Annotated in this window: 1 protein-coding gene; it reads left to right on the forward strand. The window is 53.6% G+C overall.

Annotated features, from left to right (window positions below):
* Nucleotides 1-222 (forward strand): cyclin family protein (locus tag EXE42_RS20055; RefSeq protein ID WP_206750793.1); only part of this gene is annotated, 222 nt, incomplete at both ends.

Genomic DNA, 222 nt, shown 5'->3' on the forward strand with positions numbered 1-222 from the left:
GACGCAGAGAAAGAGTTGAGTGACGCTGCCGGAGCTGGAAACCTGACACCTGGGCAAGCGGTATATAAAGAGCGACGGGAAGACATTGTCAATTCTGAACTCGCGCGACTCGCGGAGGAACTTGAGATCGAAGAATCCACCCAGGCGACGGCAAAGGCACTTTTCGATCAGTTTGCCAATAAGGAAGACATCTATGGGCATGCGCTTGAGGTGCTCGCAGCT

This window comes from Halorubrum sp. SP3, from assembly GCF_005435195.1.
Taxonomy (GTDB): Archaea; Halobacteriota; Halobacteria; order Halobacteriales; family Haloferacaceae; genus Halorubrum; species Halorubrum sodomense.